Consider the following 21,677-nt stretch of genomic DNA (forward strand, 5'->3'; position numbering starts at 1 on the left):
CCACCCCCTACGGCCCGAAGTGGACGTACGAGGCCCAGGCCAGGGGCCGGTACGGATCCTCGCGGCGGATGTGGACGACCGCCTCGTGCAGGGCGTGGGCGGCGCGGGACGGGTGCAGGGCGCCCGCGGAGTCGCCGAGGACCCCGTACAGCCTCTCCGTGACCCGCCGCGCGGTGTCGTCCCCGACGGTCCACAGCGTCGAGACGACCTGCCGGAAGCTGCCCAGCAGCAGGGCGCCGGCCAGGTGGATCGCCTCGTTCGGGAGCTCCGTGCCGCCGACCGCCGTCTGGCAGGCGGACAGGACCGCCAGCTCCGCCGACTCCAGGTCGAGCCGGGCGAGCTCGGTCACCGTCAGCGGACCGTCGTACAGGTACAGGGCCCCCTGGGCGGGGTCGGCGAGGTTCTGGCCGCCGTGGCAGGCGAAGTGGACGCAGCTGTGCGAGCGCAGCAGGTCCAGGACCACCGCCCGGGTGGCCTGGGCGTCGGCCAGGACCGTGTGCCGCCCGGGGAAGCGGCGCCGCAGCGCCTCCGCCTCCTGCCGTACGCCCGGCAGCGGTTCCAGCGAGGGCGCGTACCCGGGCCGCTCGCTCACCGCCGGGACCAGCAGCCGGCGCGGCCGTTCCGGAGCGGCCGGGGTCCTGCGCGCCCGGGCCAGGGCCCGCAGGGTCGGCATGTACGAGGACACCACCCGCTCCACCACCGCGTCGTACGGCCGCTCGTCGTCGGGATCGTGGTAGCCCGCGGCATGCACCGGCAGCAGGGCCAGCGGCCCCGTGGCGCACCACCACAGGCGCCGCCCCCGCCGGTCCGCCGCCTCCGGGGCGTCCAGCACCGGTGAGGCGACCGTGTCCCACAGCCACTCCAGGGTGTCCAGGACCGTCTGCTGCACGGGACCGGTCGGCGCGCCCGGACGCCCGATGCGGTCCACGGCCGCCAGGTACCGCTCCGTACGGCGCTGCGCCTCCTCCGCGTCCAGACCGGGCAGCGGGACCAGCCGGACCTGACCCGGGGTCACCACCAGGGCGTCGCAGCGGTAGCGGCTGACGTTGACGAGGACCATCGGCCCGGCGGCGGTCGCCTGCGACAGCTCGGCGAAGGGGAGCGGGAGCATGAAGTACGCGAAACCCGGCTGGAGCCGGATCTCCGCCACCAGCGCCTCCCACTCCCGGGCCAGCCGGCGCTGCCGCTGCGTGCCGTCCGCGACGGCGTTGCCGTCGCCGTCGACCAGACTCGCTCCCTGCTCCAGCCCCGCCCGCAGACCGTCGAGCCGCCGGGCCGGCTCGGGGTGGGCCCGCGCCAGCTCCGTCAGGTCCGTACGGGCGTCCAGGGCCTGCCCCCACAGCACGGAGCGGCCCTGGTCGAGGAGTTCCACGGCCTCCTCCAGGCGCCCGCAGGCGATGGCGCAGGCCGCGGCTTCGCTCGCCACGTGCGAGCGCGGCGCGAGCAGCCGCTCGCGGTCGCCGCGGTCCAGACCGCGCCAGGCGGTCAGCGGCAGCAGCCCGACGGCCGCCGCGAAGCCGTCCGCGGCCGGCTCCCAGCCGGCCAGCCCGGCCTGAGCGCGCGCCGCACCGAAGACGCCCCAGCCGACCGCCGCGTCCAGCCGCTCGTGCGCCGGCGAGGTCAGGCACTGCACCGCCTCGGCGAACCCGTCGAGTGCGGCCCCGGCGTCGTCCTCGCCGGCGCGGCCGCCCTCACGCTCCCGTGTCATGTCGCTGCGGTCGGCCATCATGTGCGCCCACGACAGCAGCGCGTGCGCGCGCCGCGGCGAGGCGGGACGCATGCCCGCGACCACGGCCCCGGCCTCGGCGACGGCGGCGTCGAGATCGCCGGGGTCGCCGCGCAGCAGCGCCCGGTCCCACAGCGCCAGGGCGAGGTTGGACCGCGCCGAGGTGCCCGGGTTGCCCGGCAGCTGGACGGCGACGGCCTTGCGGCCGAGGGCGACCGCCTCGTCGAGGTCGGCCGGCAGGCCGCGCGCCGTGTGGCGGCTGCGGAGCCGGCTGGAGAGGTTGGGCAGGGCCCACCGCCTGACGATCGCAGCCGATGCGGGCGAGATCTCCTCGGCCACGGCCAGGACCTGGCGGCCCAGCTCGATCGACCGGTCCAGGTCGGCGCATTCCCCGGTGAACCGGTGGCGCAGCGCCAGGGCCGTGCCCAGGACCATCAGGCGTGCGCAGTGCGCGGGCCGGTCGTACGGGCGGCCCGCCTCCACCGCCCGCCGCGCAGCCGCCACCGCCTCGTCCAGGTCCGCCCGCGCCCCGTCGCGTTCGAAGCGGCGTACGCAGGCGGCTGCCAGCGCGGACAGTTCGTCGCCCCGGTCCGGCTCCATCTGCAGGACGGCGTCCACCTGGCTTCCCGCGACGCGGCGCAGCTCCTCCGGGTCCGCGTCCGGCATCCCGAGCAGCATCCGCAGCTGCTGCAGGTTGGGGGTGGGCCCGTACGCGCCGAGGCGCAGGTGCTCGACGGCGCCGTCGAGGTCGAGAGGGTCCCCGTCCCGCTCGAACCGCCGCAGCAGCAGTACGCCGACGCGGCCCTCGATCACCGGGCGGCTGGGGTGCCCGTCCGGCATGCCGCCGAGCACCCGGTACCCGAGGTCCAGCGCCGGGCCGAACACCGCCGGGTCGCCGGTCCGTTCGTAGCGCGAGATGTACTCGGTGAGGCGGTGGTCGTACCGGACCACCGCGGTGCCGTCGCCCCCTTGTCGGCCGGCCTGCTCCGGCGGGACCTCGGGCGTGCCCTTCGGCGAGATGAACTCGGCGTTCCTCAGGAGTGGGTCGATGCCCTCCTCCTGCCGCACTTTCCGCTCGCGCCGCCGGCCGGCCACCACCTCCAGCAGGTGGCGGGCCTGTTCCCGCAGCTCGTCGTCCGCCGGGAGGCGGGGCAGTGCGGCGGACAGGCAGGCGTGGGCCTGGTCGAGGTCGTGGCCGCTGCCGGTGACCTCCTGCCGGCACACCAGGGCCTGGCCGAGGTTCACGGCATTGAGGAAGTACGGCTCCCCGGGCGGCCGTACGAGGTCCAGGCCTTGGCGCAGAGCGTCGACCGCCGCGTCGAGATCGGACAGCTCCCCGGACCGCTGCCAGCTCAGGAGGAGGTTCTTGCCGAGGTGGTGCAGGCAGTGCCAGCGCTGGTCCCTCCGGGGCGGCGGCCGGAGCCCGATGAGCATGCGGTACAGGGTGATCGCGGAATCGAGATCCGCCGCCGTGGGGGAGTGGTCGTAGCGCGACTCGGTGGCCTGTGCCAGCAGGAGCAGGTACGCCACTTGGTCGGCGGGGTCGCCCCGGTGCCGCAGGCGTGCGGCTTCGCGGGCGAACTCCAGGGCGGCTTCGAGATCGGCCGGGTCCTTGGTCCCCGTCCGGTAGCGGGCCAGCAGGGCGGAGCCCAGGTGCGCGCTGTAAGCGCCGCGGTCGGCGAAGTCCTCCGGAAGCTCCCGCAGGGCCGGGCCCAGCAGTTCGATGCCCCGGTCGCGGGAGAGGGGGTCCGGATCCGCCTCGGCGCGCAGGATCAGCTGCCGGGCCTCGTCGGCGCGCTGGTGCGGCAGTGCCGGGGCGCGGCGCGGTGCGGCGACCGGCTGCGGGCCGGCCGCGGCCCGCTCCCGCCGGAGGGAGCGGAGCGTGCCGTTCCACCGTGCCCGCTCGGCGGGATCCGTCAGACCCCCCGGTCCGACGGCCGAGACCATCACGGCGATGGTCTCGTCGAGGTCGTCGACGGATCCGGTCAGCTCGTGGCGGCGGTGCAACACCGAGGCGAGACACTTGAGCTGGGCTCCGCGCGGCACCGCGTTCGGGACCGTGCCCGGGGCGGTGGCGGAGCGCAGCAGGTCGATCGCCTCGTCGAGGTCCCCGGCCGCTCCCGAGTGGTTGTACCGGGTGTACAGGGCGCCGCCCAGCCGGGTCAGGGCGTCGACGCGGTCCGGGCCCTGCCGGGTCTGCAGCGCCAGCAGTTTGCGGCATACCTCCACGGTGACGGCCGCGTTCTCCGGAGTGTCGTCGCGGGCGAGTTCGTGGGTCAGCGTCGCCGCCAGCACCTGGAGGAACACCTCGCGTCGCCGTCCGGCGGCAGCCGGGGCCAGGGCGAGCGCCGCCCGGGCCCACACGAGGGCGCCTTTGAGATCGCCGGGTTCGGCCGTCCGCTCGAAGCGCTCGAGCCATTCCGTGGCGAGCAGCAGACGCAACTCGGCGCAGTGCGGCTGGTCTTCGGGCAGGTCCGACAGGGCGCGCTGCAGGGCGACGAGCCCCATCAGCCCGTCCTCGCCGCTGCGCTGCTCCGCATCGAGGAGGGCTCGGGCCGCCTTCACCCGGGCCGCCGGATCGGCGCCGAACTCCACGGCCAGTTCCCAGAGTCCGGCAGGCACCTCATCGGGCAGGGTGTCGTGCAGCAGGCCGACGAGCTTGACCGTGGCGGCGAGATCGGGCAGTGCGGCCTGCGGCCGCATCAGGCTCTTGGCCCGCGCCAGCAGGAGCAGGCCGACCAGCAGCATGGCCCGGCCGCGGGGCTCGGACCGGGCCGGCTGCCCGTCGGCCGCCGCCAGCAACTGCTCGGCCTCGGCGTCGAGTCGGGGGTCTTGCAGTCCACCCCCGCGCCCCGACTTCAGGTACTTCTGCACTGCCTGCTCGATCCCACCCCGCGCACTGCCGCGCCAGCGCCACCGCATGCCAGACGACCTCCCTGCCGTTGCCATCACGGTAGCTGTGTGTCGTCGTCCGGTGCCAGTCGGTAATCTCGCTGTGGCGCCGACCGGCAGGGGCGGTAGGGCGGAAAGGGTGGGAGCCGATGGCCGCGCAGGAACCGACGGAGACGAGCGGGACGAGCGGGACGAGTGAGCCGGCCGAGAGCGAGGCGCTGGCGCTGTGGTGCGCCCGGCTGGCCGGGCTGCGCGACCATGCGCGGGTGACCGGCGTGGCCGAGCGGCTGGAACGCGACGCGGCTCGGGTCCGGCAGGGCGGCTCCGCGCAGCGCGCCGTACGCAAGTGGCTTCAGGAGGACGGGGATCCGGCTGATCCCGGCACACCGCAGCGCAGTTGGTCGGACCGGGGGAGTTCGGCGATGGTCGGCTTTCCCGGCTCCCCGCGTACGCCGTCCGCGGGCGCCGGCCGCTACGGCTGCCCGAGCGAGCGGTGCGACCGTACCGCCGGGCGCGACGCACAGGGCCACGTCCCGGCGTGCCATGCGTACGGCGCGGCCATGCGGCCCCTCGGCCCGGCCGCCGACACCCGGTGATCACCGGGATCCTCTCCGAGGTCGGCAGGCACGTCAGCAGCCGCTGGTTCAGGTCGGTGCTGCTGCCGGGGCTGCTCCTGGTGCTGGTGGCCGCCGCCGGATTCCACCTCGGCCACGCGCACGCCCTCGACACCGGCCGGCTGACGGCCTGGCTCGACGGCCTCGCCCGGCGCTGGCGGGCCACGCCGGCCCTGGCGGTGGTGGACATCGCCCTGGTCCTGCTGGCCGCGGGCACCGCCGGCACGGTTGCGGGGGTACTCGGCCGCGCGCTCGAACGGCTCTGGCTGGCCCCGCTGGAGTGGGGCGCGGCGCGCCGCCGCCGCCGGGCCCTGCGGGCCGCCGAGCGGGCCGACGCCGGTGTGGTGGAGGCGTACCTGCCGCGCCGCCACACCTGGATGAGCGACCGGGTACGGCTGGTCGAGACCCGGATCCGCGCCCAGTACTGGTTCGACGCGGCCGCCGCGTGGCCGCGCGTATGGCTGCTCGTCGCGGACGAGGTGCGCCAGCCCGTGCAGGCGGCGCGCACCGGCTTCGCCGAGGCGGTCACGCTCGCCGGGTGGGGGTGCCTCTACCTGGTCACCGGGGTGTGGTGGTGGCCCGGGCTGATCGCCGGCGGCTGTGTGCTCCTCGCGGGCCGGCGGCGTTCGCGCGCCGCCTTGGAGGAGTTCTCCACCCTGATCGAGGCGGTGCTCGACATCCACCACCGGGACCTCGCCGCGGCCCTGGGCGTGGTCGTGGGGGAGGCGGGGGTCACCGAGGGCGAGGGGCGCAGGATCGACGACATCCTCCGCAAGGGTGCCGGCTGACCCGTCAGCCCCGCGCCGGAGCCGCGACCTGAGCTGCATCCGGGGACTGCGCGCCGGCCCGGCCGCCGACCGGGGAGCCTTCCTCCCCGGGCAGGGCGAACACGCGCAGGAAGACCTGCGAGAGCGGGCCGATGGCCAGCGCGTACGCCACGGTGCCGACGCCGGCCGTCCCGCCCAGCAGGACACCGGCCGCGAGGACCGTGAGCTCGATCCCGGTCCGCACCAGCCGCAGCGACCGCCCGGTCCGCCGGTGCAGCCCGGTCATGAGGCCGTCGCGGGGCCCCGGCCCGAAGCGGGCGGCGATGTAGAGGCCGGTCGCGACACCGTTGAGGATGATGCCCGCCGTCAGTACGGCGGCCTGCGCGAGCGTGCCGTGCACGTCCGGCATCACCGCGAGCGTGGCGTCCATGGACAGGCCGACGGCGAACACGTTGGAGACGGTGCCCAGCCCCGGCCGCTGCCGCAGGGGCACCCACAGCAGCAGGACCAGCGCCCCGACGGCCACCGATACCGTGCCGATGCTCCACCCGGTGAGCTCGGCGAGCCCCTGGTGGAAGACGTCCCAGGGGTCCAGCCCCAGACCCGCACGGACCAGGAACGCCGAGCTCGCGCCGTACAGCGCGAGCCCGACGTAGAGCTGCAGGAGTCGACGCGTGAGACGCCGCGGGGGGCGGGCGGGGGCGAGGGGCACCGGTGGAGCCTTTCAGGGAGCCAAAGACCGACAGGCCTCACGATGTGGCATTCCCCGGACGGCCGGACAGGGCCAATCCAACCTAAGTGGCCTTACTTCGGTGGCCTCGGTTCCGGTGGCGCGCCGACCGGTCCCCTCGTGAGAACAGGCACATTTTTGCCCCGGTTAGTCCGAATTGGTGAATGCTGGTCCCCGGTCCACACCGACGTACCAGCGCCACCGGCACCGGGAGAGACGAGAGACATGCGACGCGTACACCGCCTCACGATCAACCGGCGGACAGCCCTCCCCCTCGTGGGCGGGGCTGCCGTCCTCGGCTTCGGCGGCCTCTACCTCACGGGTCTGGCCGTGGCGGGCGACGCCATCGCCGACGGCACCCACGTACGCGGAGTCGACATCGGCGGAATGAGCCGTACGGAGGCCGAGGCGGCCCTCGACCGCACGCTCGGCCCGGCCGCGGCCGCCCCGATGGAGCTGCGGATCGGCGACCGCACCGAGAAGGCCGCCCCCGCCGCCTTCGGGCTGTCCCTGGACACCGCCGCCACCGTCGACCGCGCCGCGCAGGCGGGAGCGGACCCCTTCACCGTGATCGGGCGGCTGCTCACCCCGGCCGAGGACCGCGAGGTCGAGCCCGTGATCCGTACGGACGGTGCGACGACCACGTCCGAGGTCGACCGGATCGCCGCCGCCGGACGACAGGCCCGCGACGGCGACGTCACCTTCGAGGGCGGCACGGCCAAGGCGACCGCCCCCGTCACCGGAGTCGCCGTGCGCGCCGACCAGGCTGCCGACACCGTCCGCGCCGCCTACCTGCGCCCGCAGGGCGGTCCGGTCACGCTCCCGGTGGACCAGAAGCCGCCCGCCGTGGGTCAGCAGGAGACCGCACGGGCCTTGAAGGAGTTCGCCGAGCCCGCGATGTCCGGCCCGATCACCCTCACCGTGGCCGCAAAGACCGTGACCCTCACCCCCGCCGTGCTCGGCCGGCACCTGGCGGTCGAGCCCGACGCCCACGGCCGGCTGGTTCCGAAGCTCGACTCCAAGGGGCTGCTGGCCGACCCCGCGGTCGCCCGGCAGGTGGCCGCCGCCACCAGCCCCTCCCGCGGGGCCACCTTCCGCGTCGACTCCGCCGGCCGGGTGGTCGTCGCCCAGGACGGGCGCTCCGGGATCCAGGTCACCGAGAAGGCCTTCGCCGACGCCGTCGTCCCGCTGCTGACGCGCTCGGGCGCCGCCCGTACCGGTGAGGTCGCCGTGAAGACGGTCCACCCGCGCCTGACCGCCGAGAACGCGCAGCGCCTCGGCATCAAGGAGAAGGTGTCCTCCTTCACCGTCAAGTTCCCGGCCGCCCCGTACCGCACCACCAACATCGGCCGGGCCGTGGAGCGGATCAACGGCTCCGTCGTGCTGCCGGGCGAGACGTGGAGCTTCAACAAGACGGTCGGCGAGCGGACCAAGGAGAACGGCTTCGTCGACGGCATCATGATCAACGACGGCCAGTTCGTGAAGTCCCCCGGCGGCGGTGTCTCGGCGGTCGCGACGACCATGTACAACGCCATGTTCTTCGCGGGCGTCAAGCCGCTGGAGCACGGGGCCCACTCTTTCTACATCGAGCGGTACCCCGAGGGCCGCGAGGCCACCGTCGCCTGGGGCACCCTCGACCTGCGCTGGAAGAACGACTCCGGCCACGCCATCTACGTCCAGGCCGAGTCCACCGACACCTCGGTGACCATCAGCCTGCTCGGCACGAGGAAGTACGACGAGATACGCGCGACCCAGGGCCCGCGGACGAACACCACCCCGCCGGCCAAGCGCACGGGCTCCGGTCCGACCTGCGAGGTCCAGACTTCGCTGGAAGGCTTCGACGTCGCCGTCGACCGGGTCTTCGTCCAGGGCGGGCAGGAGGTCAAGCGCGAGACCTACCGCACGCACTACACCCCGCGCGACGAGGTCACCTGCGATCCGCAGACCCCGGCGAGCCCGGCCGCGCCGACCCCCTCGGCCGGCTCCGCAACCGCGACCGGCCCGGCGACTCCGGCCGCCTCGGCGACCCCGGCCCCGGCCCCGGCCGCGCCGAAGCCGGGCCGCGCCTGACGGACTGCTGCCGACGGGGCCCGGCCGGCCGGGCCCCGTCGCCGAGCCCCGCTAGACGAAGGGGGAGGCCGGGCGGGCGCGCCACGACTGCGCGGGATGGTGCACCGCCGACGCCAGGTTGCGGTCCCAGTGGGCACGCCGGTGCCGGGCGGAATGCGGCGCGCGGGGCACATGGGCCGTGCGCGCCAGGATGACCAGGGCGGCCGTGAGGGCCGCCAGTTCTATGTGGTCCGGTCTGCCCCGGACCACCCTTATCCGGTGCCGGCGTATCACCAGGACACCGGCAGGGTCTTGGGCCCGCGGATCAGCGCCCCGGCCTGCCACTCGATCTGCTCGCGCGGCACGGCCAGGGCCAGGCGCGGGTAGCGGTCGAGCAGCGTGGTGACGATGATCTCGGACTCCATCCGGGCCAGCATCGAGCCGACGCAGTGGTGGGGGCCGTTCCCGAAGGCCATGTGGGCGATGGGCCCGCGGTCGAAGTCCAGCGTGTCGGGGTTCGGGAAGACCTCGGGGTCGCGGTTGGCCGCCAGGTACGAGGAGTACACCGTCTCGCCGGCCTTGACCGTGACGCCCGCGATGTCCACGTCCCGCGTGGCGATCCGCGGGAGGCCCACCCCGCTGCGGTGCGGGATGAAGCGCAGCAGCTCGTCGACGGCCTGGGGGATCAGCTCCGGCTCCTTGCGCAGCCGTTCGAGGTGCTCCGGATGGGTGAGGAGTGCGAAGATCATGTTGGCGCTGTTGTTGCGCACCGCGTGCGCACCGCTCACCAGGATCGCGGTGGCGATGGAGATGGCCTCGGGATCGGTGATCTCACCGGCGTCGGCGGCCGCGGCGAGGACCCCGGCCAGGTCGTCGCTCTGCTTCTCCCGCCGCATGGCGAGCAGGGCGACGATGCACTCGCGCACCGTCTTCAGGGCGTCGGTGCTCTTGTCGGGCGCCGGGCCGGGCGTCATGATCACGTTCGCCCAGGAGGTCATGTTCCTGCGCATGTCCTGCGGCATCCCCAGCAGGTCGGCGACGGCCGCGAGCGGGAACGGGCCGTGCAGGTGCTCGACCAGGTCCGCCGGCGAGCCGTGCCGCTCCATGCCGTCCAGCAGGCTGTCGGCGGTCCGCTGCACGGTCGGGCGAAGCTTCTGCATGCTCTTGCCGGTGAAGGCCCGTGCGACCACGCGGCGCATGTCGTTGAGGCGCGGCGGGTCGGCGTAGTTCATGGACGCCTGCTGTGAGGCGATGGCGTGCGGGGAGGAGGCGGTGATCGTACGGCCGACCAGTTCCTGCCTGCTGAAACGCGGGTCGGTGGTGGCCGCCTTCACGTCGGCGTAGCGCGCCATCAGCCAGGCGCTGCCCTGGCCGTACGGCAGCTGGATCCGGGCGGCGCGTTTGTCCCGCAGGCGGTCGTACAGGAACGGGTCGAAGTCGAGCGCCTCGAAGTCGTCCAGGTTCCAGCAGTGCACCGGTTCGCCCGAGGCCGGGTCCGTCTCCGGCCCGGGAGCCGTGTGCGGGTCTGACGTCATGGTTCATCTCCCTGCGTGGATGGCACCCCCCAAGGCGCGATTCCGCGGGAAATCGGCACAGCCATCCCTTCCCTCTCGTCACACGCTCCGCTGCCTCCACGGCGCAGCGTCACCGGATTGGCTCATGTCCCCAACGCCGTAGTCCCGCGCGCGCATCGGCCAAAGGTCCGTGAGGCTGTGTCAGACACGAAAGGAGAGCCACCCATGGCGACTCTGTGCAGGCCAACGGTGTGCGTGCCCGAGCACGTGATCACGATGGAGCAGACCCTGGATCTGTGCCGTTCGGTGCACGCGGACCATCCGCAGCTCGACCTGGCGCTGCGTCTGATCCGCAACACCGGCGTCGCGAAGCGGCACATCGTGCGCCCCATCGAGGAGACCCTCAAGCACCCCGGTTTCGAATCGCGCAACGCGGTGTACGAGGTCGAGGCCAAGCAGCGGGTCCCGGCGGTGGTGCGGCAGGCGCTGGAGGACGCGAAGCTGCGTGCGAAGGACATCGACATGATCATCTACGTGTCGTGCACGGGCTTCATGATGCCCTCGCTGACCGCTTGGATGATCAACGCGATGGGCTTCAGGACGGACACCAAACAGCTCCCCATCGCCCAGCTGGGCTGCGCGGCGGGCGGGGCGGCGGTCAACCGGGCCCACGACTTCTGCACCGCCTACCCCGAGGCGAACGCGCTGATCGTGTCCTGCGAGTTCTGCTCGCTCTGCTACCAGCCCAGTGACCTGGAGGTCGGCAACCTGCTCTCCAACGGCCTGTTCGGCGACGGCGTCGGCGCCGCCGTCGTCCGGGGCAAGGGCGGCACCGGCATGGAACTGCACCGCAACAGCTCGTACATCATCCCCCAGACAGAGGACTGGATCATGTACGACGTCAAGTCCACCGGGTTCCACTTCAAGCTCGACCGGCGGGTGCCCGGGACCATGGAACCACTCGCCCCGTCCCTCAAGGAGCTCGCAAAAGCCCATGGCTGGGACGCCGCCGCACTGGATTTCTACATCATCCACGCCGGTGGGCCCCGCATCCTGGATGACCTGAGCAAGTACCTCGGTGTGGCACCCGAGGCATTCCGCTTCAGTCGGGCCACACTGACCGAGTACGGCAACATCGCCAGCGCCGTCGTCCTGGACGCACTGCGCCGGCTCTTCGACGAGAACGGCACCGCTGACGCCGCGCGGGGCCTGCTGGCCGGTTTCGGCCCGGGCATCACCGCAGAGATCTCACTGGGCAGCTGGACCTCGGATCGAGGGACCGGGTGAGGGAGGAATCCGAAGAATGCTGAAGGACGGCCCCGCAACCGCAAGGCCACCCATCACGCACTGGCCCACCCCGGCCCTGGACGGGGTCGACTTCGACCCCGTCCTCGCCGAACTGATGCAGGCGGGTCCGATCACCCGGATCCGCCTGCCGAACGGAAGCGGGTGGGCCTGGCTCGTCTGCCGGTTCGACGACGTGCGCATGGTGGCCAACGATCCCCGGTTCAGCCGCAAGCTGGTCGCGGAACACGACGTCACCCGGCTGGCCCCCCACTTCATCCCCGCGCCGGGCGCGGTCGGGTTCGAGGACCCGCCCGACCACACCCGGCTGCGGCGCACCGTCGCCGCGGCCTTCACCACCAGCGGGGTGGAGTCCCTGCGCACCCGGGCCAAGGAGATGCTCGACACCCTCGTCGACGGGATCCTGCGCGACGGCCCGCCCGCGGACCTGACCGAGCGCCTGCTCGCACCCTTCCCGCTCGCCGTCGTGTGCGAGCTGATGGGCGTCCCGGAGAGCGACCGGCCCATGGTCCACGAATGGACCAGCCTGATCCTCTCCTCGGCCCAGGGCGCCGAACGCAGCGAGCAGGCGAAGCACGACATGTGCGCCTACCTGGGCGGACGCATGCGCAACGGAGAAGTGGCCGGCGGTGACAGCGTCATCGGGCTCCTCGTCAAGGCCGTCGAGGCCGGCGAGGTCACCGCCGAGGAGGCCACCGGAGTCGCCCTGCTCATCCAGATCGGGGGCGAGGCCGTCACCAACAACGTGGGCAACATGGTCTACATCCTGCTCACCCGGCCGGACCTGATGGAACGGATGAGGAGCGAGCCCGCCCTGCGGCCCTCGGCACTCAACGAGCTCCTGCGCTACATCCCGCACCGCAACGCCGTCGGCCTCTCCCGGATCGCCCTCGAGGACGTCACCGTGGCCGGCCAGCTCATCCGGGCGGGCGAAGCGATCTACGTTTCCTACCTCGCGGCCAACCGCGACCCGGACGTCTTCCCCGACCCCCACGAGCTGCAGCTGGACCGCAGCCCCAACCCGCACGTCTCCTTCGGGTACGGACCCCACTTCTGTCCCGGGAACATGCTGGCCCGCCTCGAGTCCGAACTGCTCGTGGACGCGCTGCTCGACCGCTTCGCGGACCTGCGCTTCAGCGTGCCCCCGAGCGAGCTGGGCTGGCGGCCCGGTGCACTCATCCGCGGGCCCGAAGGTCTGCCCGTGACCTGGTCATGACCGCGCACATCGCCCGCGACGGTCTGCTCGTACCACCGGGTCACGGCCGCAAGCTGCACACCGACGCCCAGCAGGTCACGTTCAAGGTCACCGGGGAGCACTCCTCGGTGGCCTCGAGTTTCGAGGTCGTCGTACCGCCCGGTTTCGACGTCGGGGCACACCTGCACACCCGGAGCGAAGAGTTGTTCTACGTCCTTGAGGGTGAACTCGACGTCATGGCCTTCGAGCCGCGCGTGCGTTCCGGGGACGACTGGAGACACTGGGAAGCGCTCGACGGACGTCAGGTCGTCCGTGCCACGCCCGGAACCGTCATCGTGGTTCCGCCCGGTTGTCCGCACGCCTTCGCGAACCCCACCGGTGAACCGGCCCGGATGTTCTTCCAGGCCTCACCGCCGCCCGATCACGAGCGGTACTTCGAGGAGCTCCTCGAGCTGCTCGACACGAGCGCCAACCCGGATCCCGCAGCGATCCGCGAACTGCGGATGCGCTACGACATCGAACAGCTCACGCCGCTGCGCCACGAGCTGTCCTGACGACCGACACCGCACCACATTCCCACCCACCCCCATGCTCGGGAGAAAAATCGATGCTGCGTACTCGCCGCACCCTACGTACCGCCTCGTACACCCTGGCCGGCACGGTCGCTGTGGCCGCCTCGTTCGCCGCGGGCCCGGCACAGGCCGCCGAACCCCTGCCGTCCCACTGGTGCTACGTCAACGGTGTCGAGGCCCCGCCCGGACAGGAGGTGCGAGGCACGTCGGACGACGACACGATCCTGTGCGAGAACGACGTCGAAAACGCGATCATCTACGGCGGTGGCGGCAACGACAACATCCGCGTCAAGGGCATGCTCATCGACGCCCAGGTGCTCGGTGGCGAGGGCGACGACACGCTCCAGGTCAACAACCTCTCCCCGCGCAACGGCAACGCCTCGGTGCGCGGCGGAGCGGGCAACGACACCATCATCACCGCCCTTGTCGTGGGCACCGCGGAGCACGGGGCCAGCGTCTACGGCGACCACGGAGACGACAAGATCACCACGGGCAGCGTCATGGGCCAGCCCGGTGAGTACGAGCGCGGCGGCGGCCAGGTCTTCGGCAATGACGGCAACGACCTGATCCGCACGGGCAACATCGACCTCGGCGGCCGGGTCCTCGGCGGCAGCGAGAACGACGTCATCGAGCCCAAGTCGGTGGGCGCGGAGTCCGCGGGCATCGTCCAGGGCGGCCCCGGTAACGACACGGTCCGCGGCCTGAACGACACCGTCCTGACCATCGGACCGGGCTACGGCCAGGTCGACGGCGGGATCGGGACCAACGCCTGCCGGGTGAAGCACTTCTCGACCGGTGACCGGGTCCGCAGCTCGCTGGCCAACTGCCCGTCCACCGAAGCGGCCCCGCCTGCCCCGACCGCCCCGGTCTCTCCCGCCGCCCCGGCGTCTCCCGCCAAGCCGGCCTCGCCGACGGCTCCCATGTCCCCCGCCAAGCCCGTCAAGCCCGCCAAGCCCGCCTCCCCGGCGGCTCCCATGGCCCCCGGCGCTCACTCACCGCGCTGACGGGCGGCGGCCCCCGGGCGCGCCGTGCGTGCGCTCCATGGACAGGCCGCCGGGAAGCAGGAGCAGGGTCAGCACCGCGCCGGCGGCGAAGAGCACCGCCGATGCCGTGAAGACCGTGTGATAACCCTCCAGGGCAGCCCGCGCCAGCAGTTCCGGCGTGGGCTGCCGGCCTGCCAGGGAGCGGGCGACGGCTCCGGCGCCAAGGGCGCTCATGAGCGCCGTGCCGACGGAGCCGCCCGTCTGCCGCATGGCGTTGACCGTCGCGGAGCCGACGCCCGCGTCCCGCGGGTCGATGCCGGCCGTGCCGAGGTTCATGGCGGCCGCCGTGATCAGGCCCATGCCCAGCCCCGTGGCCACCTGGCCCGGCAGCACGTCGAGGACGTACGGGCCGGTCGCCGTCACGGTCGCCAGCCAGGCCATGCCGCACGCCGACAGCAGCATGCCGGTGACGATGCGCGGGCGCCCGCCGATCCTGCCGAACAGCCCCATGTTGCTGCCGATCGCGCCGATCATGGTGCAGCCGGACATCGGCATGAAGGCCAGGCCGGTCTGGTCCGGGCTGTATCCACGGGCGTGCTGAAAGTAGTACGTGAGGAACAGGAACACCCCGAACATGCCGACCCCGGTGATGAACACGGACGTCAGCGCCGTACCCCGGACCCGGTCGAGCACGATCCGCAGCGGCAGCAGCGGGTGTGCGCTGCGGCGCTGCCACCAGACGAACACGGCGAGCAGGACGGCGCTGGTGGCCAGGCAGCCCAGGATCCGCACGGGCGGCCAGCCGTTGGGGCCGGATTTGGCGAGGCCGTAGACCAGGCAGAAGAGCCCGGACGACGCCAGCACCGTACCCGGCAGGTCCAGCCGGGGCGGGGTGACGGGCGCCGGGCGCTTGAGCAGCAGCACACCGCCGACGACGGCGACGGCGGCGAAGAGCAGGTTCACGTACATGGTCGAGCGCCAGCTCAGGTGCTCGGTGAGGAACCCGCCCAGCAGCAGCCCCACGGCGCCCCCGGACGCGGCGAGCGATCCGAACACGCCGAAGGCCTTGCCGCGTTCGGCGGGGGCGGAGAACGTGGTGGTGAGCAGCGAGAGCGCGGCCGGAGCCAGCAGCGCCGCGAACACTCCTTGCAGGGCGCGGGCCGTGACGAGGATCCCGAAGGTGGCGGCGGCCCCGCCGAGCGCGGAGGCCGCGGCGAAGCCGATCTGCCCGATGAGGAAGGCCCGCCGCCGCCCGAACTTGTCGGCCAGCCGCCCGCCGAGCAGCAGCAGACTGCCGAAGGTGATCGCGTACGAGGTCACCACCCACTGCCGCTGGTCGTCGGAGAACCCGAGGTCGGCCTGGGCGGAGGGCAGGGCGATGTTCACGATGGTGGCGTCGAGGACGACCATGAGCTGGGCGAGGCCGATGACGGCAAGGATCCACCACCGGCGCGGATCGGGCTGCGCGGCGGCGTCGGGGACGGCTTGAGTGGTACTGGTTCCGGGGCGGGTCGGCTCTGCGGACATGGTGGTACTCCATGGCTTCCGCTCGTTCTCGCTGGCGAGAGTGCGTGCGCGTATACGTGTGCGTGGACTGTCTGGTTCGACGATGCGTGAGCCGGCCCCGTCACCCGCGCGCCACGCCACGATGCCGTCCGGATGGACCAGTGGAGCGTTCGTTTCTGCTACCGCTTCCCCCTGTTCGCCTTCCCTTCTGCGTCCTTCTTCCTCTTGCGCGGGGTGCCGGCCGGGCGTCCGGCGTGGAGTTCCAGCGGGCCCGTGCCCTCGGTGCGGGCGCGCAGGCAGGCCTCGATCTGGCGGCGCAGGGACGGTTTGACCAGGGGGCGCAGTTCCGCAGCCGGCACCGCCCGCCAGCGGAGCAGTTCGAACGGGGCGAGCCGGATCCGGGCCAGCGTGGCGCCGTCCAGGACCCCGCCGTCGTAGAGGAAGCGGATGCGGGCCGGATAGCCGGGCTTGTGGGCCCAGTTCACGCCGAGCAGCCGGCCCGGTTCGAGGTCGAGGCCGAGTTCCTCGTGCACCTCCCGCCGGGCGGCGGCCCGCGGGGTCTCGCCCAGGTCGCTGTCGACCCCGCCGCCCGGCAGATTCCAGCGGCCCGGCCTGCCGTACGAGGGCTCCACCAGCAGGATCCCGCCCGCGGAGTCGGTGAACAGCACGCTCGCCGCGGTGACGGCCTTGGGGCGGGCGGCCCGGTGGCTCGCGGCGTCGAAGGAACCGGCGTGTTCGAGGGCCGTACGCCGCGCCGGGTCCAGGCCCGCCGGGGAGCCGGGCTGGGCCACGCCGTCGACGAGGTGCGCGAGGGAGCCGGAGTACAGGGCGTCCAGGCCGGCACGCAGCCGGGGCGCGATCCGGGCGGGCAGCGCCACGTACGCCTCCTCCGGCGGGAGCCAGCGGGCCGCGGCGACCTCGCCGTCCGCGAAAGAGATCGCGGCGGCCTGCTCCGGCGAGAGCGGCCCGACGAGGTGGACGTGGGCGATGAGGGAGCGGCCGAGCGCGCCGGGCCGCCGGGAGTCCACTGCGAGCAGCCGGCCGACCGGCACGGACAGGTCCAGCTCCTCCTTCAGCTCGCGGGCCAGCCCTTCCTCCGGGGTCTCGGTGTCCTCGACCGTGCCGCCCGGCAGTTCCAGGTCCGCCTTGTACGAGGGCGTCAGGACGAGGACCCGCCCGTCGGTGTCCAGCACGATCCCGGTGGCGGCGACGAGCGGGGAGGGCCGGGCGGCGTAGTACGCGCGCACCGCGTCGGGGGAGGGGTGGTCGGACGGTCGGTCGGCCGGGCGGTCGGGCACTGCGGACTCCTGTGGTCGTGCGGCGGTACGGGGCGGATCCGTACCCCGCGCGGGCCCGCCGCGGTCCGCGCTCCGCGGTCAGGCCCGGGCCAGGAGCATCCCGCCCATCGTGACCATGGTCGCCGCGACGAGCCCGTCCAGCACCCGCCAGGCCGAGGGGCGCGCCAGCAGACCGCCGAGCAGCCGGGCGCCGTAGCCGAGCGTGCCGAACCAGATCAGGCTGGCCAGCCCGGCCCCGATGCCGAAGGCCCAGCGCAGGTCCCCGCGGTCGGCGGCGAGGGAGCCGAGCAGCAGGACGGTGTCCAGGTAGACGTGCGGGTTGAGCCAGGTCATGGCCAGGCAGGTCAGCACGGCCCGGCGGCGGGACCCGGCGGTGGCCCCCTCGGTGTCCAGGGCGGCGCCCGCGGTGGGCCGCAGCACCCGGCGGGCGGCGAGGAATCCGTAGCAGATCAGGAACCCGCCGCCGGCGATGGCGACCGCGGTCAGGGCGGCCGGCCAGGCGGTCACGAAGGCGCCGACCCCCGCGACGCCGAGGGCGATGAGGACCGCGTCGGAGACCGCGCAGATCGCGACCACGGCGAGGACGGCCTGCCGACGGGCCCCCTGCCGCAGGACGAAGGCGTTCTGTGCGCCGATGGCGACGATGAGGGAGAGTCCGGTGCCGAAGCCGGCGAGTGCCGCCGCGATGATGCCGTGTGTCATGTCTCCGACCGTAGGCAGCGGCGTGGTTTCAGTACAGCTAAAGATTTTTACGTACCCTTAGCGCTCGTGATGGACGAACTTCCGCTGGACCAGGTACGGACCCTGCTCGCCGTGGTGGACGAGGGCACCTTCGACGCGGCGGCCGCGGCCCTGCACGTGACCCCGTCCGCCGTCAGCCAGCGGGTCAAGGCACTGGAGCAGCGGACCGGGCGGGTGCTGCTGATGCGGACGAAGCCGGTCCGGGCGACCGAGTCCGGGCAGGTGGTGGTCCGGTTCGCCCGGCAGCTGGCCCGCCTGGAGCGGGACGCGCGCGCCGAGCTCGGGATGGCGCAGGAGTCGGGCGGCCCGGTGCGGCTGCCGATCGCGGTCAACGCCGACTCGCTGGCGACCTGGTTCCTGCCGGCGCTCACGCAGGTGCCGCAGGATCCGCCGGTCTTCTTCGAACTGCACCGGGAGGACGAGTCGCACACGACGGCGCTGCTGCGGGAGGGCCAGGTGATGGCGGCGGTCACCTCCTCGCCGGACCCGGTGGCGGGGTGCACCGTACGCAGGCTCGGGCTGGCGCGGTACCTGCCGGTGGCGAGCCCCGGGTTCGTGGCGCGGTACCTCGCCGGGGCGCTCGAGGACGGTCTGCAGGAGGCCCCGGTGATCGTGTTCGACCGGCGGGACGTGCTCCAGGACGTGTTCGTACGGTCGCTGACCGGCGATCAGGACGCCGGGGCGGGGCCGCTGCGCCACCACGTGCCGACCTCGGAGGGGTTCTGCGACGCGGTGGCGGCCGGGCTGGGCTGGGGACTGGTGCCCGAGCCGCAGGCGGAGCCGCTGGTTCGCGCGGGCGGGCTGGTGCTGCTGGTGCCGGGGCGGCCGCTGGACGTGCCGCTGTACTGGCAGCAGTGGAAGCTCGACTCCCCGGCGCTGTCGACGGTGGCGGAGGTGATCGCGGCCGCGGCGGCCGGGGCGCTCCGCCAGGACAGGGTCCGGCACGCTTAGGGGGTGTCCGGCGGATCAAGGCCGGCAGCCCCCTTAAGCTGCGGTCATGGAGTCCTACACGATCGGTCAGGCGGCGCGGCTGCTCGGCGTGAGCGTCGACACCGCCCGGCGCTGGGCGGATGCCGAGCGGTTCCCCACCCGCCGGGAGGGCACGCGGCGGATGGTGGACGGGCCGGACCTGGCCGCGTTCTGCGTGGAGGCCGCCCAGGAGGGCGGCGAAGCCGAGGATGCCCCGTACACCTCGGCGCGCAACGCCTTCCCGGGCATCGTCACCGCAGTCAAGCTCGGTACCGTCGACGCCCAGGTCGAGATCCAGGCCGGTCCCCACCGCATCGTGTCGCTGCTGACGCGGGAGGCGGTGGAGGAGCTCGGCCTCGAAGTGGGTGCACGGGCCGTGGCCCGCGTGAAGTCGACGAGCGTGTTCATCGACCGGGCCTGACGGGGCCGATCGGCGACGGTGGCAGACTGGCCGCTGATCCGCCGAAGGGAAGTATCTCGTTGTCCATGTTCAGCAACTTGCGCCGGGCCGTGCGTCGCGGCTACCGGCGGGCCGTCGATCTGAGCCACCCGGCCCGCTCCCCGCTCGGCAGCGCGGTGGTCAACTGCGTGGTCTACGTGGACGGCACACGGCAGGACGGCTGCGCCGAGGTCGAGGAGGCGCTGCGGCGGGTCCGCAAGACGGGCGACGGGTTCGTCTGGATCGGTCTGCACGAACCGGCGAAGGAGGAGCTCGCCGGGCTCGCCGAGCTGTTCGGCCTGCACCCCCTCGCCGTCGAGGACGCCGTGAACGCGCACCAGCGCCCCAAGGTGGAGCGGTACGACGACATACTGTTCTCCGTCTTCAAGACCGTGCGCTACGTGGAGCACGAGGAGCTCACCGCGACGAGCGAGGTCGTGGAGACCGGCGAGCTGATGGCGTTCACCGGCGAGGACTTCGTCATCACCATCCGGCACGGCGGCCACGGCACGCTCGGCCCCGTCCGCGAGAGCCTGGAGGCGGCGCCGGAGCAACTGGCCAAGGGACCTGCGTCGGTTCTGCACGCCATCGCCGATCACGTCGTCGACGACTACGTGGCCGTCACGGACGCGGTGCAGAACGACATCGACGCCGTCGAGACCGCCGTCTTCAGCGAGTACGGCGGGCGCGGCGACGCGGGCCGCATCTACCAGCTCAAGCGCGAACTGCTGGAGCTGCGCCGGGCGGTGGCCCCGCTGAGCCGGCCGCTCCAGCACCTGGGCACGCAGCCGATACCGGTCATCCCGGTGGAGGTCCGTGCGTACTTCCGCGACGTCGCCGACCACCTGACCCGGGCCACCGACCAGATCAACGCGTACGACGGCCTGCTCGACTCCATCCTGCAGGCGCACCTTGCGCAGGTGACCGTCGCGCAGAACGAGGACATGCGCAAGATCACGGCGTGGGCGGCCATCGTCGCCGTGCCGACCATGGTCTGCGGGGTCTACGGCATGAACTTCGACAACATGCCCGAGCTGCACTGGACGTACGGCTACCCGATCGTGGTCGGCGTCATGGCCCTCGCCTGCTTCGCCATCCACCGGGGCTTCCGCCGCAACGGCTGGCTCTGAGCCGCGGATTGACCAGCAGCCCCACCGGCACACATGGCGTGCGCAGGTATTGAGCTGTCCCGAGCTCTGGTAGTAAAGTTTCCTAACGAAGTCGGGTAAGCCTCAACTCCCCCATGGAGGTCTTGTGTTCACCCCCCACCGCAAGAGAATGGCCATCGGCGCCCTGCTCGGCAGCGCCCTGCTCGCCGTACCGGTGACCGCCCACGCCACCGCGGCACCCGCCCCCGCTTCCGCCCCTGCGTCCGCCGCCGTGTCGGCCGCGGCCGTCGGGCTCGACGATCCGGCGAAGAAGGACATCGCCATGCAGATCGTCTCCAGTGCGGAGAACTCCTCGCTGGACTGGAAGGCGCAGTACAAGTACATAGAGGACATAGACGACGGCCGCGGCTACACGGCCGGCATCATCGGCTTCTGCTCCGGCACCGGCGACATGCTCGACCTCGTCGAGTACTACACCCAGGTCAAGCCCGGCAACGTGCTCGCCAAGTACCTCCCGGCGCTGCGCAAGGTCGACGGCAGCGACTCGCACGCCGGTCTCGACCCGAACTTCACCAAGGACTGGGCGAAGGCGGCCCAGGACGGCGAGTTCAAAAAGGCCCAGGACCACGAGCGCGACCGGGTCTACTTCAACCCCGCCGTCAAGCAGGGCAAGTCCGACGGGGTCGCTGCGCTCGGCCAGTTCATCTACTACGACGCCATCGTGATGCACGGCGACGGCACCGACTCCACCAGCTTCCGCAACATCCGCAAGCGGGCCCTGTCCAAGGCCAAGCCCCCGGCCCAGGGCGGCAACGAGACGACCTGGCTGAACGCCTTCCTCGATGCCCGCGTCTGGGCGATGAAGCAGGAGGAGGCGCACAGCGACACCAGCCGTGTCGACACCGCGCAGCGGGTCTTCCTCAAGAAGGGGAACCTGAACCTCAACACCCCGCTCGACTGGAAGGTCTACGGGGACTCGTTCCACATCGGCTGAACCGGTCGATGCCTCCACGGCGTCCCGTGCCGGGCTCCCTGCCCGGCGCGGGACGTCCGTGCGTGCGGCGGCGGGTTCAGGTCGCAGAGCCGTAACGATGTGGGCGCGGACGGGCCCGCTCCGCGAGTTGCAGGGGCTCGCGCGTGCCGGCGTGGAGCGCCTCAGGGGCCTCTTCAACCTCACAAATAGGGCCCTGTCGCCCTTGTTTCGTCACCCCATGTGACCTGACACCACCGGTGGGTTCCAAGTGGCGCCCGGTACCGGTGTTTTTGGT

Annotated in this window: 18 protein-coding genes; 11 read left to right on the forward strand and 7 right to left on the reverse strand. The window is 72.9% G+C overall.

Annotation, left to right across the window (positions count from 1 at the left end):
• Positions 1-7 precede the first annotated feature (7 nt).
• Complete coding sequence (locus AB0M76_RS05780; protein ID WP_365951699.1) at positions 8-4,648, reverse strand: CHAT domain-containing protein; 4,641 nt, start codon at positions 4,646-4,648, stop codon at positions 8-10.
• 119 nt (positions 4,649-4,767) lie between these two features.
• Here AB0M76_RS05780 and AB0M76_RS05785 point away from each other — a divergent pair, with 119 nt between their 5' ends.
• Positions 4,768-5,214, forward strand: a complete 447-nt coding sequence (locus tag AB0M76_RS05785) for a hypothetical protein (RefSeq protein WP_365951700.1) — start codon at positions 4,768-4,770, stop codon at positions 5,212-5,214.
• Positions 5,211-6,020: a hypothetical protein gene (locus AB0M76_RS05790; RefSeq protein WP_365951701.1), complete on the forward strand. Its 810-nt coding sequence runs from the start codon at positions 5,211-5,213 to the stop codon at positions 6,018-6,020. The genes AB0M76_RS05785 and AB0M76_RS05790 overlap by 4 nt, the downstream gene beginning before the upstream one ends.
• A gap of 4 nt (positions 6,021-6,024) precedes the next feature.
• Here AB0M76_RS05790 and AB0M76_RS05795 read toward each other — a convergent pair whose 3' ends face one another.
• Positions 6,025-6,711 carry a hypothetical protein gene (locus AB0M76_RS05795; protein WP_365951702.1) on the reverse strand — a complete coding sequence of 229 codons (687 nt, stop codon included), beginning with the start codon at positions 6,709-6,711 and terminating at the stop codon, positions 6,025-6,027.
• 243 nt (positions 6,712-6,954) lie between these two features.
• Between AB0M76_RS05795 and AB0M76_RS05800 the strand changes: the two genes are divergently transcribed.
• Positions 6,955-8,799, forward strand: coding sequence for a VanW family protein (locus AB0M76_RS05800; RefSeq protein WP_365951703.1), 1,845 nt, complete (start codon positions 6,955-6,957; stop codon positions 8,797-8,799).
• Between the two features lie 51 nt (positions 8,800-8,850).
• Here the strand turns inward: AB0M76_RS05800 and AB0M76_RS05805 are convergent, their stop codons facing one another.
• A complete protein-coding gene (locus AB0M76_RS05805; RefSeq protein ID WP_365951704.1) occupies positions 8,851-9,048 on the reverse strand; it encodes an acyl-CoA carboxylase epsilon subunit in 198 nt (65 codons plus the stop codon).
• A gap of 20 nt (positions 9,049-9,068) precedes the next feature.
• Positions 9,069-10,313: a cytochrome P450 gene (locus AB0M76_RS05810; RefSeq protein WP_365951705.1), complete on the reverse strand. Its 1,245-nt coding sequence runs from the start codon at positions 10,311-10,313 to the stop codon at positions 9,069-9,071.
• A 204-nt stretch (positions 10,314-10,517) separates the two neighbouring features.
• Between AB0M76_RS05810 and AB0M76_RS05815 the strand changes: the two genes are divergently transcribed.
• The 4 genes from AB0M76_RS05815 to AB0M76_RS05830 are packed head-to-tail and all read left to right on the forward strand — an operon-like array spanning position 10,518 to position 14,368.
• Positions 10,518-11,579, forward strand: coding sequence for a type III polyketide synthase (locus tag AB0M76_RS05815; RefSeq protein WP_365951707.1), 1,062 nt, complete (start codon positions 10,518-10,520; stop codon positions 11,577-11,579).
• 16 nt (positions 11,580-11,595) lie between these two features.
• The gene (locus AB0M76_RS05820; RefSeq protein ID WP_365951708.1) at positions 11,596-12,813 is read left to right on the forward strand and encodes a cytochrome P450; all 1,218 of its coding nucleotides are present in this window, start codon (positions 11,596-11,598) and stop codon (positions 12,811-12,813) included.
• On the forward strand, positions 12,810-13,346 hold the full coding sequence (locus AB0M76_RS05825; protein WP_365951709.1) for a cupin domain-containing protein: 537 nt from the start codon (positions 12,810-12,812) through the stop codon (positions 13,344-13,346). Before AB0M76_RS05820 ends, AB0M76_RS05825 begins: the two co-directional genes overlap by 4 nt.
• A gap of 53 nt (positions 13,347-13,399) precedes the next feature.
• Positions 13,400-14,368 (forward strand): hypothetical protein, encoded by a 969-nt coding sequence (locus tag AB0M76_RS05830; RefSeq protein ID WP_365951710.1) that lies wholly within the window; start codon positions 13,400-13,402, stop codon positions 14,366-14,368.
• On the opposite strand, the gene AB0M76_RS05835 is transcribed toward AB0M76_RS05830, so the two are convergent.
• The 3 genes from AB0M76_RS05835 to AB0M76_RS05845 form a co-directional block, all read right to left on the reverse strand.
• Positions 14,357-15,874, reverse strand: a complete 1,518-nt coding sequence (locus tag AB0M76_RS05835; protein ID WP_365951711.1) for an MFS transporter — start codon at positions 15,872-15,874, stop codon at positions 14,357-14,359. The two genes, AB0M76_RS05830 and AB0M76_RS05835, sit on opposite strands and share 12 nt — an antisense overlap.
• 158 nt (positions 15,875-16,032) lie before the next feature.
• Positions 16,033-17,151: an NUDIX hydrolase gene (locus AB0M76_RS05840; RefSeq protein WP_365951712.1), complete on the reverse strand. Its 1,119-nt coding sequence runs from the start codon at positions 17,149-17,151 to the stop codon at positions 16,033-16,035.
• A 78-nt stretch (positions 17,152-17,229) separates the two neighbouring features.
• Entirely contained in the window at positions 17,230-17,853 is a 624-nt protein-coding gene (locus AB0M76_RS05845; RefSeq protein ID WP_365951713.1) for a LysE/ArgO family amino acid transporter, read from the reverse strand.
• Positions 17,854-17,922: 69 nt separating this feature from the next.
• Between AB0M76_RS05845 and AB0M76_RS05850 the strand changes: the two genes are divergently transcribed.
• From AB0M76_RS05850 to AB0M76_RS05865, 4 genes are all read left to right on the forward strand, one after another.
• On the forward strand, positions 17,923-18,843 hold the full coding sequence (locus AB0M76_RS05850) for a LysR family transcriptional regulator ArgP (protein ID WP_365951924.1): 921 nt from the start codon (positions 17,923-17,925) through the stop codon (positions 18,841-18,843).
• Positions 18,844-18,889: 46 nt separating this feature from the next.
• Positions 18,890-19,282, forward strand: a complete 393-nt coding sequence (locus tag AB0M76_RS05855; protein ID WP_266998194.1) for a TOBE domain-containing protein — start codon at positions 18,890-18,892, stop codon at positions 19,280-19,282.
• A gap of 65 nt (positions 19,283-19,347) precedes the next feature.
• Positions 19,348-20,430, forward strand: a complete 1,083-nt coding sequence (corA, locus tag AB0M76_RS05860) for a magnesium/cobalt transporter CorA (protein WP_365951714.1) — start codon at positions 19,348-19,350, stop codon at positions 20,428-20,430.
• 148 nt (positions 20,431-20,578) lie between these two features.
• Positions 20,579-21,403 (forward strand): chitosanase, encoded by an 825-nt coding sequence (locus AB0M76_RS05865; RefSeq protein ID WP_365951925.1) that lies wholly within the window; start codon positions 20,579-20,581, stop codon positions 21,401-21,403.
• The last annotated feature ends 274 nt before the right edge of the window (positions 21,404-21,677 follow it).

The sequence above is a fragment of the Streptomyces sp. NPDC051364 genome (assembly GCF_040682115.1).
In the GTDB taxonomy this organism is placed as follows: Bacteria; Actinomycetota; Actinomycetes; order Streptomycetales; family Streptomycetaceae; genus Streptomyces.

What these genes read in the sequence shown, in the direction of transcription:
- AB0M76_RS05830 (WP_365951710.1), top strand. Translation starts at nt 13,400, where the DNA reads ATGCTGCGTACTCGCCGCACCCTACGTACCGCCTCGTACACCCTGGCC.
- AB0M76_RS05785 (WP_365951700.1), top strand. Translation starts at nt 4,768, where the DNA reads ATGGCCGCGCAGGAACCGACGGAGACGAGCGGGACGAGCGGGACGAGT.
- AB0M76_RS05865 (WP_365951925.1), top strand. Translation starts at nt 20,579, where the DNA reads ATGGCCATCGGCGCCCTGCTCGGCAGCGCCCTGCTCGCCGTACCGGTG.
- AB0M76_RS05825 (WP_365951709.1), top strand. Translation starts at nt 12,810, where the DNA reads ATGACCGCGCACATCGCCCGCGACGGTCTGCTCGTACCACCGGGTCAC.
- AB0M76_RS05815 (WP_365951707.1), top strand. Translation starts at nt 10,518, where the DNA reads ATGGCGACTCTGTGCAGGCCAACGGTGTGCGTGCCCGAGCACGTGATC.
- corA (WP_365951714.1), top strand. Translation starts at nt 19,348, where the DNA reads ATGTTCAGCAACTTGCGCCGGGCCGTGCGTCGCGGCTACCGGCGGGCC.
- AB0M76_RS05780 (WP_365951699.1), bottom strand. Translation starts at nt 4,648, where the DNA reads ATGCGGTGGCGCTGGCGCGGCAGTGCGCGGGGTGGGATCGAGCAGGCA.
- AB0M76_RS05820 (WP_365951708.1), top strand. Translation starts at nt 11,596, where the DNA reads ATGCTGAAGGACGGCCCCGCAACCGCAAGGCCACCCATCACGCACTGG.
- AB0M76_RS05810 (WP_365951705.1), bottom strand. Translation starts at nt 10,313, where the DNA reads ATGACGTCAGACCCGCACACGGCTCCCGGGCCGGAGACGGACCCGGCC.
- AB0M76_RS05850 (WP_365951924.1), top strand. Translation starts at nt 17,923, where the DNA reads ATGGACGAACTTCCGCTGGACCAGGTACGGACCCTGCTCGCCGTGGTG.
- AB0M76_RS05835 (WP_365951711.1), bottom strand. Translation starts at nt 15,874, where the DNA reads ATGTCCGCAGAGCCGACCCGCCCCGGAACCAGTACCACTCAAGCCGTC.
- AB0M76_RS05855 (WP_266998194.1), top strand. Translation starts at nt 18,890, where the DNA reads ATGGAGTCCTACACGATCGGTCAGGCGGCGCGGCTGCTCGGCGTGAGC.
- AB0M76_RS05845 (WP_365951713.1), bottom strand. Translation starts at nt 17,853, where the DNA reads ATGACACACGGCATCATCGCGGCGGCACTCGCCGGCTTCGGCACCGGA.
- AB0M76_RS05800 (WP_365951703.1), top strand. Translation starts at nt 6,955, where the DNA reads ATGCGACGCGTACACCGCCTCACGATCAACCGGCGGACAGCCCTCCCC.